Origin of the sequence: Streptomyces sp. NRRL S-340 (assembly GCF_000720185.1) — a bacterium.
Lineage (GTDB): Bacteria > Actinomycetota > Actinomycetes > Streptomycetales > Streptomycetaceae > Streptomyces.
Window position 1 is genome coordinate 65,454 of sequence record NZ_JOIY01000029.1, and the last position, 16,509, is coordinate 81,962.

15 protein-coding genes are annotated in these 16,509 nt (G+C 73.0%); 8 read left to right on the forward strand and 7 right to left on the reverse strand.

Features of this window, described 5'->3' with window-relative positions; translation table 11 throughout:
• Positions 1-4 precede the first annotated feature (4 nt).
• On the forward strand, positions 5-1,633 hold the full coding sequence (locus tag IG64_RS22870; RefSeq protein ID WP_078884161.1) for an FAD-binding oxidoreductase: 1,629 nt from the start codon (positions 5-7) through the stop codon (positions 1,631-1,633).
• Positions 1,634-1,690: 57 nt separating this feature from the next.
• Here the strand turns inward: IG64_RS22870 and IG64_RS22875 are convergent, their stop codons facing one another.
• The 6 genes from IG64_RS22875 to IG64_RS22900 all read right to left on the reverse strand — a co-directional run bounded on the left by IG64_RS22875 (position 1,691) and on the right by IG64_RS22900 (position 6,352).
• Complete coding sequence (locus tag IG64_RS22875) at positions 1,691-2,521, reverse strand: SDR family NAD(P)-dependent oxidoreductase (RefSeq protein ID WP_037859286.1); 831 nt, start codon at positions 2,519-2,521, stop codon at positions 1,691-1,693.
• Positions 2,522-2,630: 109 nt separating this feature from the next.
• Positions 2,631-3,074 (reverse strand): VOC family protein, encoded by a 444-nt coding sequence (locus IG64_RS22880; RefSeq protein WP_037859217.1) that lies wholly within the window; start codon positions 3,072-3,074, stop codon positions 2,631-2,633.
• Between the two features lie 5 nt (positions 3,075-3,079).
• Positions 3,080-3,454, reverse strand: coding sequence for a nuclear transport factor 2 family protein (locus tag IG64_RS22885; RefSeq protein WP_037859218.1), 375 nt, complete (start codon positions 3,452-3,454; stop codon positions 3,080-3,082).
• Positions 3,455-3,494: 40 nt separating this feature from the next.
• Positions 3,495-4,334, reverse strand: coding sequence for an ester cyclase (locus IG64_RS22890; protein ID WP_037859220.1), 840 nt, complete (start codon positions 4,332-4,334; stop codon positions 3,495-3,497).
• Positions 4,321-5,907 (reverse strand): GMC family oxidoreductase, encoded by a 1,587-nt coding sequence (locus tag IG64_RS22895; RefSeq protein ID WP_234438593.1) that lies wholly within the window; start codon positions 5,905-5,907, stop codon positions 4,321-4,323. The genes IG64_RS22890 and IG64_RS22895 overlap by 14 nt, the downstream gene beginning before the upstream one ends.
• A gap of 22 nt (positions 5,908-5,929) precedes the next feature.
• Complete coding sequence (locus IG64_RS22900) at positions 5,930-6,352, reverse strand: nuclear transport factor 2 family protein (RefSeq protein ID WP_037859223.1); 423 nt, start codon at positions 6,350-6,352, stop codon at positions 5,930-5,932.
• Positions 6,353-6,636: 284 nt separating this feature from the next.
• On the opposite strand from IG64_RS22900, the gene IG64_RS22905 reads away from it, so the two are divergent.
• The 6 genes from IG64_RS22905 (at position 6,637) to manB (ending at position 14,743) form a co-directional block, all read left to right on the forward strand.
• A complete protein-coding gene (locus IG64_RS22905; RefSeq protein ID WP_037859226.1) occupies positions 6,637-7,476 on the forward strand; it encodes a type 1 glutamine amidotransferase domain-containing protein in 840 nt (279 codons plus the stop codon).
• A 48-nt stretch (positions 7,477-7,524) separates the two neighbouring features.
• The gene (locus tag IG64_RS22910) at positions 7,525-9,204 is read left to right on the forward strand and encodes a thiamine pyrophosphate-binding protein (RefSeq protein WP_037859228.1); all 1,680 of its coding nucleotides are present in this window, start codon (positions 7,525-7,527) and stop codon (positions 9,202-9,204) included.
• A gap of 3 nt (positions 9,205-9,207) precedes the next feature.
• A complete protein-coding gene (locus IG64_RS22915; RefSeq protein ID WP_037859231.1) occupies positions 9,208-9,840 on the forward strand; it encodes a DJ-1/PfpI family protein in 633 nt (210 codons plus the stop codon).
• Positions 9,837-11,855: an alpha-1,4-glucan--maltose-1-phosphate maltosyltransferase gene (locus IG64_RS22920; protein WP_107474329.1), complete on the forward strand. Its 2,019-nt coding sequence runs from the start codon at positions 9,837-9,839 to the stop codon at positions 11,853-11,855. The genes IG64_RS22915 and IG64_RS22920 overlap by 4 nt, the downstream gene beginning before the upstream one ends.
• On the forward strand, positions 11,852-13,267 hold the full coding sequence (locus IG64_RS22925) for a maltokinase N-terminal cap-like domain-containing protein (protein ID WP_037859232.1): 1,416 nt from the start codon (positions 11,852-11,854) through the stop codon (positions 13,265-13,267). Before IG64_RS22920 ends, IG64_RS22925 begins: the two co-directional genes overlap by 4 nt.
• A gap of 111 nt (positions 13,268-13,378) precedes the next feature.
• A complete protein-coding gene (gene manB / locus IG64_RS22930; RefSeq protein ID WP_037859234.1) occupies positions 13,379-14,743 on the forward strand; it encodes a phosphomannomutase in 1,365 nt (454 codons plus the stop codon).
• Here the strand turns inward: manB and IG64_RS22935 are convergent.
• Positions 14,727-16,076 (reverse strand): helix-turn-helix domain-containing protein, encoded by a 1,350-nt coding sequence (locus IG64_RS22935; RefSeq protein ID WP_037859236.1) that lies wholly within the window; start codon positions 16,074-16,076, stop codon positions 14,727-14,729. The genes manB and IG64_RS22935 overlap by 17 nt on opposite strands.
• A gap of 228 nt (positions 16,077-16,304) precedes the next feature.
• Here IG64_RS22935 and IG64_RS41240 point away from each other — a divergent pair, with 228 nt between their 5' ends.
• Positions 16,305-16,445: a hypothetical protein gene (locus IG64_RS41240; protein WP_158771625.1), complete on the forward strand. Its 141-nt coding sequence runs from the start codon at positions 16,305-16,307 to the stop codon at positions 16,443-16,445.
• Positions 16,446-16,509 lie beyond the last annotated feature (64 nt).

The window sequence follows — 16,509 nt, forward strand, 5'->3', positions numbered from 1 at the left end:
GGACATGGCTCGACTGACCCGCCGTGGTTTCCTCGGCACCGCCACCGGCGTCGGCGGCGCCGCCGTCCTCGGCACCCCGGCCGCACAGGCGGCCCAGCCCGCGCGGGCCGGGCAGGCCGCCGCCGGCCCGACGGTCCCCGCCGTCGTCGACACCGTCACCGTGACCGCCTCGGACCCGCGCTACCTGGACCTCACCCAGCGCGGGTACAACGCCCGGTTCGCCGCCAGACCCGACGCGATACGGCTCGTGCACTCCACCGAGCAGGTCGTCGCCGCCGTCCAGGAAGCGGTCACGGCCGGCGCCCGGATCACGGTGCGCAGCGGCGGACACTGCCTCGACGGCCTCGTCGACGACCCGGAGGTACGGATCCTCGTCGACCTGTCGGAGATGAACGCCGTCGGCTACGACGCCTCCCGGCGGGCCTTCAGCGTCCAGGGCGGCGCCACCCTCGGCCAGGTCTACCGCACCCTCTACCTGGAGTGGGGCGTGACCATACCGGCCGGCGACTGCCCCACCGTCGGTGTGGGCGGCCATGTCACCGGCGGCGGCTACGGCCCCCTCAACCGCAAGTACGGCGCGGTCGTCGACCACCTGTACGCCGTGGAGGTGGTGTACGTCGACTCCGCGGGCACCGCCCGTTCCGTGATCGCCACCCGCGAGGCCGACGACCCCAACCGGGAGCTGTGGTGGGCCCACACCGGCGGTGGCGGCGGCCAGTTCGGGATCGTCACCCGTTTCTGGTTCCGCTCCCCGGGCGCCACCGGCACCGACCCGGCGGGCCTGCTGCCCAAGCCGCCGCACAGCCTGCTCAAGACCTCCACCAGCTGGAAGTGGACGGACCTGACCGAGGCGGACTTCACCCGCATCGTCCGCAACCACAACGCCTGGCACGCCGCCCACAACGAACCGGGCACCGACTACGACACCCTCAACAGCGCCCTGCTGCTCTACAACTACGTCCAGGGTGCCGTCTCCCTCACCGCCCAGCTCGACGGATCCCTGCCGAACTCCCGTCAGCTGCTGGACAGTTACATCGCCGCGGTCGCGGACGGGGTGAGCGCCCCGCACACCACCACCGCGCACAGCACCCCCTGGCTGAAGGAGTCCCTCAAGGACCACTACGACACCGGGCTGTACAACCGCGGCAAGTTCAAGGGCGCCTACCTGCGCAAGGGCTGGTCCGAGGCGCAGCTCGCGGTCCTGTACCGCAACCTCAGCGACCCCGCGTACACGGGACACGGCGGCGCGATCCTCTTCTCCTACGGGGCCCAGGTCACCAAGGTCGCACCCGACGCCACCGCCCTGGCCCAGCGCGACTCGATGCTGAAGGCCAACTTCCTGACCTACTGGACCGACCCGGCCGAGGACGACCGGCACGTCGCCTGGCTGCGCGCCCTGTACCGGGACTTCTACGCCGCCACCGGGGGTGTGCCGCTGCCCGACGGCGACGCCGACGGGTCGTACATCAACTACCCCGACCCGGACCTGACCGACCCGCGCTGGAACACCTCCGGGGTGCCCTGGCAGACCCTGTACTGGAAGGGCAACCACCCGCGCCTGCAAGCGGTGAAGAAGAAGTGGGACCCGCGCGACGTCTTCCACCACGCGCTGTCCGTCACGGCCTGCCGGTGAGACACCGCGGCCCCGCCGCCCCGGACGGGGCGGCGGGGCCGCGCGTTGCGGGAGGCGTCAGCCGAGCGGCGGGAGGACGACGCCGGTCAGCGACTCGCTCAGCTCCCGCAGCCGCGCCCGGGCCGCCGGGTCGTACGCCTGGGCGCCGGCCCGCGAGGGGGTGGCCCGGTTGAAGTACTCGCCGCTGACCTCGGCGAGCGCCGGGTCGGTGACGAGGCGGGCGGTGTTGCGCGTGCCCTCCTCCAGGGTGCTCTGCGGGGTGAAGAGGTTCACCACGATCTTCGTCGGCATGTACGAGGCCGGGTGCAGGGCGTTGACCGTGACCCCGGTGCCGGCGAGCTGCTCGGCCAGGTCCTTGGTGAGGCTGATCTGGGCGAGCTTGGCCTGGCAGTACGCCTGCCCGCCGTCCCAGCCGCGTTCCAGCATCACGTCGTCGAAGTCGAGGGGGGCCTGCCCGGCCGAGGTGACGTTGACGATGCGGGCGGGCGCCGAGCGCACCAGGAGCGGGGCCAGCTTGCAGCTGAGGACGTACCCCGCCAGGTAGTCCACCTGGAAGGTGAGCTCGTAGCCGTCCTGACTCTCCTGGCGCGCCAGCTCCACGCCGATCCCGGCGTTGTTGACGAGGACGTCGAGCCGGTCGTACCCGGCCACGATCCGGTCGGCCAGGGCGCGGATCTCCTCCAGGGAGGAGAAGTCGGCCAGCTCGTAACGGAACCGGTCCGCGCCGGTCTTCGCCCGCAGCTCCTCCAGCAGCTCCTGCCCCTTGCGGGCGCTGCGGCCGTGCAGGATCAGTGTGGCGCCCTGGTCGGCGAGTTCATGGGCGAGGGCGCGGCCGAGTCCGTCGGTCGCGCCGGTGATGAGGATGGTCTGTTCGCTGACAGGGCTCATGGTGTCCATTTTCCCGGTTGTTTCCTCGTGTGCGTCGGAACATGGTGGAAGGCACGGCCGGTCGTCCTCGACCGGCCGTGCCCGGTGCGGGCGTACGCGGGTCACGCGCTCACGCGTAGGACCGCAGTTCTTCGGGGCTCTGGTCGGTGTAGCCCTGGCTCACCTCGATGACGACGCCGTCGGGGTCGGCCACCCAGACCGTCTTCCAGCCGGGGATGAACGCGTCGAAGGCCAGCGGCCCGAGCAGCACCTCCAGCTCCCCGTCGGCCGCCGCCATGAACGCGTCCACGTCGTCGACCTGGAAGGCCAGGTGACGGACGGCGCCGGGGTTGTCCGGCCCGTCCTTGGCGGTGGCGAAGGCGGGCTCGGAGCCGGTGGGGAAGAGTTCGAGGTAGACGGGGCCGGCCTTGAGGAAGACGACCCGGCTGCCGTCGGCCTCCACGACGCGGGCCCGCTCGAAGCCGAACCAGCGCCGGTAGAACTCCTCCGTGGCCCGCTGGTCACGGCAGTTGAGACCGACGTGCGCCCAGCGGGCGCCGGCAGGTGCGGACACGGGCCTCACGCCCCACCGGTGACGGCGGCGAAGGGGACCGTGTCGTGCACGTTCGTCATGTAGACGATCTCGCCGCCGGCGATCCGGAAGTAGTTGCACACGTCCGCCTCGACGGACTCGCCGCCCGGGGTGCGGGCGGAGATGTGCGAGACGACGGCGGCCTGGTCGCCGTCGACGACGATGTGCACGGGGACGTTCGAGAAGGACGCGTACATCTGCGGGAACCCCTTCATCATGTCCCGCAGCGTCTCGCGGCCCTCCACGTGCCCGGCGAGCTGCTCGTCCATCGTCTGGTCGACGGCGAACAGGTCGCACCAGGGGTCCCAGTCGCCGGCGTTGGCGAGCCGGTAGTAGGTGTCGACGATCTCTCGGGTGTTCATCGCGGCCTCCTCGGCGTACGGGATCGGCGGGTTGCGCGGGTCACGGAAGCTCCACGCCGAGCTGGCGCATCAGGCCCGCGGTGTCGGCCTGCACCCAGCGCTCGACGACCTTGGCGTCCTCCAGGCGGTAGACCTCCAGGCTGGTCCAGGAGACCTCGCGGCCGTCGGGTTCCTTGCCGAAGAAGGGCGCGACGTGCTTGCCGTGGAAGGTGATGTGCATGATCACCTTGTCCGGCGCGGCCGGGTACAGGGCGTCCAGGTGCACGGTGAAGTCCAGGGCGTCGTGCGCGGCCTTGATGATGACCTTCAGCTCGTCCAGGCTCGCCACGTCCCAGGCCGGGTTGTTGTCCCGGAACGTGGGGCCGAACAGCTCGTCCAGGTCGTCGTAGCGGCGCTCGTTCACGGCGTCGCTGACCGCCTGCACGGTCGCCAGGTTCGCCGCGTCGGTGGAGACCTGCTCGCGCAGGCCGAGGAGGTCGTCCTGGGCCCAGCGTTCCACGAACCGGCCGTCCTCGACGCGCCAGATCTCGGTGGTGGTCCACTCCACCCGGCGTCCGGTCGCCGGGAAGCCGAAGACCGTGTCCCCGTGGGTCCCGGTCAGCCTGACCCGGGTGACGACCTTGTCGCCGCCCTCCGCGCCGACGGGCAGCGCCTCCTGCAGCTCTCCCTGGAGGCCGTAGGTGGCGTGGGCGGCGCGCAGCGCGGCCAGGTAGTCGTCCAGGCCCTTGATCTCGAAGCCGGGGTGGTGGTCGGTGAAGTCCTCGCCGATGACCTGGGCCACGGCGTCGTAGTCGGCGGCGTTGAACGCGTCGAGGAAGCGCCGGTACAGCGCGACGCTCGGGGAGTTCTCGGCGGTGCTCGTGCTCTCAGAGGTGGGCATGGTGGGTCTCCTCGGTCCGTCGGTGGTGGGAGTCCTTGATCAGCTCGGCGGCGCGTTCGCCGATCATCACGCTGGGCGCGTTGGTGTTGCCCGCGACGATCACCGGCATCACGGAGGCGTCGGCGATCCGCAGCCCGGTGATGCCGTGCACGCGCAGTTCGTGGTCGGTGACCGCGTCCGGCCCCGTGCCCATGCGGCAGGTGCCGGCCGGGTGCCACAGGGTCGTCGCCCGCTCGGCGACGTAGGCGCGCAGCTCACCGGGGTCGCGCACGTCCGCGCCGGGCCCCAGTTCCTCGCCGCGCAGCCGGTCGAAGGCCGCGGTGTGCGCCAGCTCCTGGGCCAGCAGCACCCCGTGCACCAGGACGTCCACGTCGGCCGCCGCCGTCAGGTAGCCCGCCTGGACGACTGCGGGGGCCGCGGGGTCGGTGGAGCGCAGCCGCAGGCGGCCGCGGCTCTCGGGCAGCAGCGCGATCGGCGCGAACGTGAAGCCGGGCCCGGCGTGCTGGCCGGCGGGCGCGTCGGGGGCGAGGAACTTGACCGGTCCGAACGTGAACTGGAGGTCGGGCGCCCGGCCCTCCGCGCCCCCCTGGGTGTGCGTGAACAGGCCCGCCTCGGCCAGCAGCGCCCCTTCGGGGTGCTCCTCGCGGGAGCGGTAGCACACCGGCACGAACAGGTGGTCCTGCAGGTTGCCGCCGACACCGGGCAGGTGCTGGACGACACCGATGCCGTGCGCGCGCAGGTGCGCGGCCGGCCCGATGCCCGAGAGCATCAGCAGCTTCGGCGTCTCGAAGGCGCCCGCGCAGACCACGACCTCCTCGTCCGCCCACGCCTGCTGCCGCTGCCCGTCCCGCACGTAGGCGACACCGGTGGCGCGGGTGCCGTCCAGCAGCAGCCGGGTGGCGTGCGCGCCGGTGGCCACGGTCAGGTTCGGGCGGTCGAGCGCGGGACGCAGGTAGGCCGTCGCGGTCGAGGCGCGGGCGCCGTCGTCGGTGCGGGTCGTCTGGTAGAGGAAGCCGTAGCCGTCCTGCCGTTCGCCGTTGTAGTCGTCGCCCGGCGCGTCGAAGCCGAGCCCGCGGGCGGCCGCGACGAACGCCTCGGCGACCGGCGTGGGAGCGGTGTGGTCGCGCACCCGCACCGGGCCGCCCTTGCCGCGCAGCGCGTCGCCGCCGCGGTCGTAGTCCTCGGCGCGGCGGAAGGCGGGCAGGACGTCCGCGTACGACCAGCCGGGATTGCCCAGCGCCGCCCAGCCGTCGTAGTCGTGGCGGCTGCCGCGCACCCACATCAGGGCGTTCACGGAGCTGCAGCCGCCCGCCACCTTGCCGCGGGCCACCGGGACGCGGCGGCCACCGAGAGCGGACTCCGGCTCGGTCGCGTACCCCCAGTCGATCGTGGGGCTCCACTCGCTGCTCAGCAGGGCGAGCAGGGAAGCGGCGTCGGTGCGGTGGATCTCCGGCCGCTCGTCCCAGCCGCCCGCCTCCAGGAGCAGCACGGTCACGTCCGGGTCCTCGCTGAGCCGGCTCGCCACGGCGCAGCCCGCGCTGCCGGCGCCGACGACGACGTAGTCGTACGACATGGGAACCTCCCGCATCGCCGGCTCAGGCCGGGTTCAGGGCGCCGACGTGGTAGGTGCGGATGCGCAGGGCACCGTCCGCACCCTCGCGCACGAGCTGCCAGGTCTGGTCGATGCGCAGGGCCGACACACTGCCGTCGGAGAGGTTCTTGGCGGTCCACACGACGGTCACCTCGACGTCGACGAGACCGTCGTGCTCGTGGGTGCGCAGCTTCTCCACGATGTGGCTCTGCGGGCCGAAGCTCTCGCCCACCACCGCGTACCAGTCGCGGAAGTCGGCGTGAGAGCGCAGGGTGCGCTCGGGGAAGGCCATCTCCAGGCCGTCGTCGATCACGTGCGGCAGCAGGTCCTCGACCGGCTCGTGGCTGCTCAGGATGTCGTACCAGTGCTGGACGAACGCGGCGACGTCCTGGCCGGGCTCCGTCCGCGGGCTCTGTGCGGTCGTCATGCCAAGTCCCTCTCGCTGAAGGAGTGTCCGGTGTCATCCGGAGGTGTCCGGGTCGATTGGGCCACGGCGGCCGGGCCCGCCGCCCGGCCCGGACGCCCGGCGCGCGCATTGCGTGAGGTCGGCCGGCGGGCTTGCCGACGTCGGCGGGTGAAATGGCGTAGTACGCGCACCCACTTGGGGATGTGGGGCGACCGGGGCGGCCGCCCGTGCCGGGCCCGGCCCGCGGAACGTAGACATGAGTTCGACCGGTCCCATCCGACCCGCGTCGCACGAGAGGACACCCCATGAGCAAGCGCATCCTCGTCGTCCTGTCCGAATACGGCTACTGGGGCGAGGAGTTGATCGGCCCGCTGGAGACCTTCGACAAGGCCGGCTACCAGGTCACCTTCGCCACCCCCACCGGCAAGCGTCCGGTCGCCCTGCCGCCGAGCATGGACCCCGACTACGTGGACCCGCCGCTCGGCCGCTCCGTCACCACGCCCGAGATGGCCGCCAAGGTCCGCGCGATCGACAGCTCCCCGCGCCTGGACGGCCCCCTCGACCTGTCGTCCTGGCTGCCCGACCGGCCCTACCGCTCCAAGCCGTACTTCCTGCGCGACTGGGAGGCGTACAACACGCGCCTGGAGCAGATCCGCGACCAGATCGCCGACCGCTACGACGCCCTGCTCATCGTCGGCGGCTCCGGACCCATCGTCGACCTCGCCAACAACTGGCGGGTGCACGACCTGATCCTCGCCTTCCACGCCCTGGACATGCCGATCGCCGCCGAGTGCTACGGCGTCGCGCCGCTCGCCTTCGCCCGCGACCAGGAGGACCGCGTCTCCATCATCCGGGGCAAGCACGTCACCGGGCACTGCATCGAGTACGACTACAAGGACGGCACCGGCTTCATGGGCACCGACTTCGTCATCGGCCCGCCGCCCTACCCGCTGGAGTACATCCTGCGCGACGCGACCGCGCCCGGCGGCGCCTTCCACGGCAACTTCGGCAAGGAGACGTCCGTCATCGTCGACTACCCGTTCATCACGGGCCGTTCGACGCCGGACTCCTACCTGACGGGCCAGAAGCTCGTCGAGGTCCTGGAGGACGGCCTGCGTCAGTGGGGCTTCCGGGCCGACGACTGACCCCGACCGCACGGCAGCCACGTAAGCCTTCGCAGAAAGGTGCACGTCATGGTCAGCAGGCCCGCGCGGGTCGCGATCCTCGAACAGCTGCGAGCCGACGGGGTGCGGTACATGTTCGGCAACCCCGGCACGGTCGAGCAGGGTTTCCTCGACGAATTGCGCAACTTCCCGGACATCGAGTACATCCTCGCGCTCCAGGAGTCCAGCGTCGTCGGCCTCGCCGACGGCTACGCGCGGGCCACGCGCACCCCGGCCGTGATGCAGCTGCACACCGGCGTCGGCGTCGGCAACGCGGTCGGCATGCTCTACCAGGCACGGCGCGGGCACGCCCCGCTGGTGGCCGTCGCCGGCGAGGCGGGCCTGCGCTACGACGCCATGGACGCCCAGATGGCCGTCGACCTGGTCGCCATGGCCGAGCCCGTCACCAAGTGGGCGACGCGGGTGGTCGACCCCGAGTCGGCGCTGCGGGTGCTGCGCCGCGCCTTCAAGGTGGCGGCGACCCCGCCGTACGGCCCGGTCCTGGTCGTCCTGCCCGCCGACGTCATGGACCGCCACACCGGTGAACCCGCCGTGCCCACCTCCTACGTCGACGTCTCGGCCACGGCCGCCCCCGAGGTGCTGGAGCGGGCGGCCGGGCTCCTGGCGGCGGCCGAGCGGCCGATCGTCATCGCCGGCGACGGCGTCCACTTCGCGGGCGCCCAGGAGGAACTGGGCCGGCTCGCCAGGACCTGGGGCGCCGAGGTGTGGGGAGCGGACTGGGCGGAGGTCAACCTGTCGGCCGCCCACCCCGCCTACGCCGGACAGCTCGGCCACATGTTCGGCGACAGCAGCCGCAAGGTCACCGCCGCCGCGGACGCCGTCCTGATCGTCGGCACCTATGCGCTGCCCGAGGTCTACCCGGCCCTCGACGGCGTCTTCGCCGACGGCGTCCCGGTCGTCCACATCGACCTGGACACCGACGCCATCGCCAAGAACTTCCCCGTCGACCTGGGCATCGCCGCCGACCCGAAGCGCACGCTCGACGGCCTCGCCCACGCGCTGGAACGGCGGATGGACCCGCCGGCCCGGGCGCGCGCCGAGGAGTGGTTCACCCGGCGGTCGGCGCAGCGCGCCCGTGAACTGGCCGAAGGCCGGCGCGGCGACGAGGCCGCGTTCGCCCCGGACGCCCTGCCCACGGCGGCCTTCCTCCAGGAGCTGGCCCGCCGGCTCCCCGAGGACGCCGTCGTCTTCGACGAGGCCCTCACCGCCTCCCCCGACCTCAGCCGCCACCTGCCGCCGACGCGGCCCGGCCACTGGCACCAGACCAGGGGCGGCTCCCTCGGCGTCGGCATCCCCGGCGCCATCGCCGCCCGGCTCGCCCACCCCGAGCGCACGGTGGTCGGATTCACCGGTGACGGCGGCTCCCTGTACACGATCCAGGCGCTGTGGACCGCGGCCCGCCACGGCATCGGCGCCAAGTTCGTGATCTGCAACAACAGCAGCTACAGGCTCCTCGAACTCAACATCGAGGAGTACTGGAGGAGCGTCGGCGTCACCGCCCACGAACAGCCGGAGATGTTCGACCTGTCCACGCCGGCCATCGACTTCGTCGCGCTGGCACGATCCCTGGGCGTCCCCGGCGTCCGGGTCGAGAAACCCGGTCAGGCCGCCGCGGCCGTCGAGCAGGCGCTCGGCACTCCCGGCCCCTTCCTGGTCGACCTGGTCACCGGACGCGGAAGGCAGGAGTGAGCCGTGCGACTGAAGGGGCACAAGATCGCGATCCTGCTGGAGAGCGACTTCTACGAACCCGAGATCCTCTACTACCAGCACCGCTTCCCCGAGGAAGGCGCCGAGGTGCACTTCCTGTCCCGGATGTGGGGCCAGGACGAGATCACCTTCCAGGGGCACGAGCACCGGATGCCGTTCGTCGTGCGCGAGTCCTTCGAGGACATCGACGAGTTCGCGCTCAAGGAGTTCTCGGCGGTGATCGTCCCCTCCGGAATGGTCTCCGACCGCCTGCGCTACACCGAGGACCCGGACGAACTCCCGCCCGCCGCACGGTTCCTGCGCCGCGCCTTCCAGGACCCGGCCATCGTCAAGGGCATCATCTGCCACGGCATGTGGCTGACGGCACCGGTGCCGCACCTGGTGCGCGGCCGCCGCGCCGTCGTCCACAACAACCTGCTCGGAGACCTGCGGAACATGGGCGGCCGGTACGTCGACCAGGACGTCGTCGTCGACGACGACCTGGTCACCGGGCGCACCGGGGCCCACTGCCACCTCTTCGCCCGGACCATCATCGACCTGATCGCCGCCCGTGACCGGGAACGGGCGGCGCGGGCGCGGGGCACGGCACGGACCGCGGCCCTGGGAGGTGCGCGATGACCGCCGTCATGGACCCCGGCGCCCGCGTCCCCGTCGGCGACCGCATACCGATCCGCGACGTCCGCCCCCAGGTGCGCGGCGGCGCCGCGCCCGTGAAGGCCGTCACGGGGGAGACCCTCACCGTCAGCGCCACGGTGTTCCGCGAGGGCTCGGGCGAGATCGGGGCCAACGTCGTACTGCGGGACGCGCGGGGGCTGCCCGCGGCCTGGACCCCGATGCGGCTGGCCGACCCGGACGCCGACCGGTGGGAGGCCACCGTCGTGGCCGGCCCGCCGGGCAGGTGGACGTACAGCGTGGAGGCGTGGGCCGACCCCGTCGCCACCTGGCGCCGCGACGCCGAGGTGAAGATCCCGGCCGGCGTCGACGTCGACCTGATGCTCGCCGAGGGCGCGCTGCTGTACGAGCGGGCCGCCTTCGGGATCCCGGACGCCCGGCACCGGGACGCGGTGAGCGCGGTGGCGCGAGCCCTGCGCGACGGGGCGAGCCCGGCCGACCGCCGGCTCGCCGCGAGCGCCGCCCCCGAGGCGGTCGCCGCGCTGCGCCGCCACCCGCTGCGCGAACTGGTCACCTCCTCCTGGCCGTTGCCCCTGCTCGTCGAGCGGCGCAGGGCCCTGGCCGGCTCCTGGTACGAGATGTTCCCGCGCTCGGAGGGCGCCCGGCTGACCGACGGCGCACCACCGGTCAGCGGCACGTTCGCCACGGCGGCACTGCGGCTGCCCGCGATCGCCGCCATGGGCTTCGACGTCGTGTACCTCCCGCCGATCCACCCCATCGGACGCACCCACCGCAAGGGCCCCGACAACGCCCTCGTCGCCGGCGAGCACGACGTCGGCTCGCCGTGGGCGATCGGTTCGGCCGAAGGCGGCCACGACGCCGTCCACCCGGACCTCGGCACCCTCGACGACTTCCGCCGTTTCGTCGCCGACGCGCAGGAATTGGGCCTGGAGGTGGCGCTCGACTTCGCCCTGCAGTGCTCACCCGACCACCCGTGGCTCACCGAGCACCCCGAGTGGTTCACCCGGCGCATCGACGGCTCCGTCGCCCCCGCCGAGAACCCGCCCAAGAAGTACGAGGACATCCACCCCCTCGCCTTCGACCGGGACTTCGAGGGCCTGGTCGCCGAGAGCGTGCGGCTGCTGCGGTTCTGGGCGGACCAGGGCGTCAGGATCTTCCGCGTCGACAACCCGCACACCAAGCCCGTCGGCTTCTGGAAGCGGGTGATCGCGGAGGTCAACGACCGCGACCCCGACGTGGTGTTCCTCGCCGAGGCCTTCACCCGGCGCGCCATGGTGCACGCCCTGGCGCAAGCCGGCTTCCAGCAGTCGTACACCTACTTCACCTGGAAGAACGAGAAGGAGGAGCTGACCGAGTACGCGCACGAACTCGCCCACGACAGCGCCGACTTCCTGCGCCCCAACCTCTTCGTGAACACCCCCGACATCCTGCACGCCTACCTCCAGGAAGGCGGCCGCCCCGCCTTCGAGACGCGGGCCGTGCTCGCCGCCACCCTCGCCCCGTCCTGGGGGATGTACGCGGGCTACGAACTGTGCGAGAACGAGGTCCTCGAACCGGGCACCGAGGACTACAAGAACTCCGAGAAGTACGAGCTGCGCCCGCGCGACTGGGCCGCGGCCGAGGCCCAGGGCCGCTCCATCGCCCCGCTGATCACCCGGCTCAACGGACTGCGCCGCGCCCACCCCGCCCTCCAGGAACTGCGCAACCTCCGCTTCCACCCGGTGCCGCACCCGCAGGTCGTCGCCTACTCCAAGCAGGTCAGGCTGCCCGACGGCTCGCTCGACACCGTCCTCGCCGTCGTCAACCTCGACCCGCACCACCCGGCCGAGGGCACCGTCGCCTTCGACCTGGCCGCACTCGGCCTGCCCGACGACGGCTCGCTGAAGATGCGCGACGAACTCACCGGCGAGATCCACGCCTGGCGCCGCGAGACGTACTTCCGCCTGGAACCCGGCCGCACCCCCGCCCACCTGCTGGTTCCCGTGAGGGAGACGCCATGACCCTCGCCCCGGCGGAGGCCGGGCCGCGGCAGGACCTCGCGCCGCTGCTGCCGCTGCTCGGCCCCTGGCTGCGCACACGCCGCTGGTACGCGGCCGGCCCGTCCCCCGCCGGGGCCCTCACCCCGGTCGTGCTGAACGTCGTAAGGGAGCAGGCACCCGCGCTGCTGCACACCGTGCTGCGCACCCAGGACGGACAGCTGTACCAGCTCCTGCTCGGGCTGCGCCCCGACCTGCCCCGGCGGCTCGCGGGCGCGGCCATCGGACAGGTGCCGGACGGCGACCGGCGCGGCTGGACCCTGTACGAGGCCACGGAGGACGCCGCGCTCATGGGGGTGCTCCTGCGCCACCTCGCGCGGGGCACCGACGGCGGACTGCGCCTGCAGCGCGCCACCCGGATGCCCCTGCCCGTGGGCCTGGTGCCCCGGCCACTGACCGCCGACCAGAGCAACAGCGCCGTCGTCTTCGGCGACCGGCTGCTGCTCAAGATCTACCGGCGCCCCGAACCCGGCGCCCACCTGGAGGTCGAGACGCTGCGCGCGCTCACCGAGGCGAACTGCGTCCGCACCCCGCGGCTGCACGGCACCCTGCTCGGCGGACCCACCGGCCTGGTCCTCGGGCTCATGGAGGACCTCCTGCCCGCCGAGGGCGACGGATGGCAGGCCGCGGTGCGCCAGGTCACCGACTGCGTGGACGGCACCTGCCCCACCGTCCCGGCGACCGGCGGCTTCACCGCGCACGCCCGGGCCCTGGGCGCGGCCGTCGCCGAGGTGCACACGGCGCTGGCCGACGTCTTCCCGCGGGTGCTGCTCACCCCGGACGACATCGCACGCCAGGCGGCCGAGATGACCGCGCGCCTGGACCGGGCGATGCGGGAGGTACCGGCGCTGGCCCGCCACCGGGCCCCGATCACCCGGCTCTACGACGACTACGCACGGGCCGGCGCGCGCGGCTGCCCGGTCCTCGCCCAGCGGGTCCACGGCGACCTGCACCTGGGCCAGGCGCTGCCCACGCCGTCCGGCTGGCGGCTGATCGACTTCGAGGGCGAACCGGCGCGTCCCGCCGCCGAACGCGCCGCCCCGCAGCCGGTGCTGAGGGACCTGGCGGGCATGCTCCGCTCCTTCGACTACGCCGCCCAGGCGGGCCTGCGTGCCCTGCGCGCACGCGATCCGGACGACGCCCCCAGGTCCCGTCTGCGCCGTGCCCGCCGCGCGCGGGCCTGGGCGCTGCGCAACCGCCGCGCGTTCCTGGCCGGTTACGCGGACGCCGGCGGCACGGACCCGCACTGCCACCCCCTCCCGCTCAGGGCGTTCGAAGCGGACAAGGCGGTCTACGAGGCCGTCTACGAGCACCGGCACCGCCCGGACTGGCTGCCGATCCCGCTGGAGGCGGTGCACCGGCTGGCCCGTACGTGACGGGACGCCGCACCCGGCCGCGCCCGCCGGGAACCCGCGCGACGACGGCGTCGGGCCGCCGGCCGGAGCCGGCCGGCGGCCCCGTCCCCGACCTTGAGGAGAACTGCCTCGATGACCACTGAACCCGAGGACGACCTGTACGACCGGATCGTGACCCCGTACGACATCCGGGGCCTGTTCCGCGCCGAGGTCGACCCCGGCCTCGCCTACCGCGCCGGAGCCGCCTTCACCGAGCTGACCGGCGCGGGCACGGTCGCCGTGGCCCACGACGCGCGGGCGTCCTCGCCCTGCCTCGCCGACGCGTTCGGCCAGGGCGTCCTCGACCAAGGCGCCGACGTCGTCGACGCGGGCCTGGGCTCCACCGACTACCTGTCGTACGTCTCGGGCCGCCTGGACGTCCCCGGCGCCATGATCACGGCCGACCGGGCACCGGCCGCGTACAACGGGATCCGGCTGTGCCACGCGGGCGCCGTCGACGTCGACGAGGGCACCGGCATGGAACTGCTCCGCCGCCGCCTGCGCGGACCGCGCCCGCCGCTGGCCGACCGCCCCGGCTCGGTGCTGCCCGCCCGCCTCCTGCCCGACTACGCCGGGCACCTGCGGGCGCTCGTCGACCTCTCGGACATCCGCCCGCTGAAGGTCGTCGTCGACGCCGGCAACGGGGCGGCGGCCCGCACCGCGCCGCTCGTCCTCGGTCACCCGTCGATCGAACTGGTCCCGCTGCACTTCGAGTTGACGGGCCCGTTCCCGCACTGGGCGCCGTACCTGGCCGACGTGGACGCGCTGGGGGAGAAGGTGCGCGAGTCGGGGGCCGACGCCGGGCTGGCCTTCGACGGGGACGGGGACCGGATGGTGGCCGTCGACGAGCGCGGCGCGCCGGTGCCGCCCGCCACGGTGATCGCGCTGGTGGCCGGGCGGGAGCTGGCCCGCCGGCCGGGCGCCGCGGTGGTCCACGACCTGCTGACCGCCACCTCCGCCATCGACGCCATCAAGGAGGCGGGCGGCATCCCGGTGCGCTCCCGCACCGGGCCGGCCGCCGTCAAGGCGCTGATGGCCGAACAGGACGCGGCGTTCGGCGGCGCGCACAGCGGCCACTACTACTTCCGTGACTTCTGGTACGCCGACACCGGCATGCTGGCCGCGCTGCACCTGCTGGCGGAACTCGGCGCGTCGGGCCGGGAGCTGTCGGAACTGGCCGCCCGGCACGACCGGTACGCCTGCTCCGGCACGCTCGACGTGCGGGTGCCGGACCCGCTGGCCGCCCTGCAGCGCGTGGTGCGTCACTTCGCCGCCGAGGGCACGGCGCTCGACCACCTCGACGGGGTGACCGGCGAGCTGGCCGACGGCGCCTGGTTCAACGTGCGCGTGCCGGGGACCGGCCCCGTCGTCCGGGTGAACGTGGAGGCGGGAACGGTCGCGGCGATGGAACGGCTGCGGGACCGGGTGGTGGAGGTGGTGGTCAGCGCCGGTCGGTGAGGGCGGCCTCCGGGGCACGGGTGCGGGCCAGGCCGGCGGTGGTGAGCGCCATGTCGTAGGCCTTGAGCGCCTCGTCGGTGTTGCCGTGGTGGCGCCACAGGTCGCCGATGTGGCGCCAGGTCTGCGCGGAGTCCTGGGAGGCCGGCAGCTGCCGCAACTGGCGTGCGGCCGACTGGAGGTGCTGGACGGCCTCTTCCGGGGCGCTGCGCAGCAGACAGATCTCGGCGAGGTACGTCCGTGCGAGCGCGGACAGCACCCGGGAGTCGGAGCCGAGCAGCCCGAGCGCCCGCTCCGCGTGGGCGGCGGCCGTGTCCCAGTGGCCGAGCTGCTTCTCCGCGTTGGCCAGGTTCAGCTCGCAACGGGACAGCTCGCTGGCGCTGCCGACCTCGGCCAGCGTCTCCTGCGCGGACTCCAGCAGTTCCAGGGCTCGTTCGGGGCGGGGCGGGTCCAGCTGGAGGAGCATCGAGCCGTAGTTCATCCTGAGCATGGCCGCATGGCGCGCGTTGTCGCCCTCGGCCATCATCGCCAGGGCCCGCTCGGTCAGGGCGATCGCCTCGCTCAGCCGCCCCTGGGAGCCCGCGACGAGTCCCGCGTTCCAGTAGACGGCGCCGCGCGCCCCGTGGGAGCCCTGGGTCTCGGCGGCGGGCAGCAGGCGCTCCCCGAGGAGCTGGGCGCGGGTCAGGTCGCCGCGCATGTGGTAGGAGCCCATGAGGGTGACGCCGAGCTGGATGTGGTCCATCGTCGTCTCGAGGCCGAGTCCGTCGAGCTGTGCCACCGCCCGTTCACCGATGTCGATGCTGAGCGCGACGTCCCCGGCGTCGCGGTAGCAGCGGCACAGCGCGACGGCGATGCGGCACCATTCGTCGGAGCCGACGGCGATGGAGGGGTCGCGGTGCAGGCCGTCGAGGACGGAGAGCGCGGCTTCGAGGCGGCCGGTCTTCTCGAGCGCGGCGGCCTGGCCGATGAGAGCGCGCCGGATCATGGCACCGTCCAGGGTCGAGCGGTGGGAGAGGAGTTCACCGAAGGACTGCAGGGCCTCGCCGTTGTCCCCGTTGCGCAGCGCCATCTCGGCGAAGGCCAGCTTCAGCCGGTTCTCCTCGGCGCGGCGGTCGTCGACCCCGGTCAGCAGGTAGTCGGTGGAGGTGCCGAGCTTCTCGGCGATGGCGGCCAGCACCGCGGGTGACGGTACGCGCTTGCCGGACTCGATCAGGGAGATGTAACTCGTCGAGGCGTCGGCCGAGGCCAGGTCCTGCTGCTTCAGTCCGCGCCGTGTCCGAAGGGTCCTTATGCGGCCCCCAAGGCCCTCTGCCTGTTCCACCTTGGCGTGATCCATGGGGACTCCTTCCGGAGTTCATGACTAGTTGTGTGACAACTCAAAGTTACCAGCGTGACTCTGTGAAGCCTAGGGGTGTGGGCCAAGTCTCCTCTGCCCGGGGGGAGTAGGGAGAGCGGGCGAATCGGCCAGCGGGCTTTGCCGTGCTATTACTTGACTAAAGAAGTGACTGATACTTGACTCAGCTTGTCAACTCACAGGAGAGCGTGACGATTGGGGGGCTCGACGATGAGGAACAGTCTGCTGGTACTCCTGCTGGTTCTGTGCGTGGGGGGAGGCGCGGTCCTCGGCTGGCGCATCGATGCCGCCGGAGCCGGCCGGCCGGTCCCGGTCAGCAAGGAGGCGTCGATCGGCGGGGCCTGCTGCTGACCGGCGTCCCGGGGCGGCTCACCGGCGTCCCGGTGAGCCGCCCGGGGGGAACCGGGGCCCGGCC